Genomic DNA, 501 nt, shown 5'->3' on the forward strand with positions numbered 1-501 from the left:
GATCAGGTGAGTGATTGAGGCGATTAACCAAAGGGATGTGTGAACGTGCTTTACAAGGTGGAGTAAAGGCGAAGTTTGGTTATGACAGGCATGAACGTGGCAATTTTGCTAATGCACGTGACGGGACGACACGAGAAAGCGTAATAACAGTAGAGGGCCCATTGGAAAGTGATGTGCCTCGTGATCGCTAAGGTGGGTTTGATCCTGTACTTGTTCCCAAGCGAAGCACGCAGATTGAAGGTTGGAAGGAAAAAAATATATCATTATATGCCAAAGGTATGAGTGTTTAAGATAATCAATTGCAATGACGGGAGCTTTATGGTGGAGCTTAGATCAGCACAAGATTAATCAGCAAGATTACCGAAGAGGTGTTGGAAGAAGTCAAACAATGGCAATCACGGCCACTAGATGCGGTTTATCAGATTGTTTTCTTTGATTGTTTGGTGGTTAAAGTCCGTCATGATAAGCGTGTGCTAAATAAAGCCGTTTATGTTGCTTTAG

1 pseudogene is annotated in these 501 nt (G+C 42.9%); it reads left to right on the forward strand.

The window, feature by feature from the left end:
- Nucleotides 1–14 precede the first annotated feature (14 nt).
- Nucleotides 15–501, forward strand: a pseudogene (locus DNK84_RS14870) (transposase); the annotation flags it as partial.

The organism is Facilibium subflavum (genome assembly GCF_003574485.1).
GTDB classification, from domain to species: Bacteria; Pseudomonadota; Gammaproteobacteria; order Francisellales; family Francisellaceae; genus Facilibium; species Facilibium subflavum.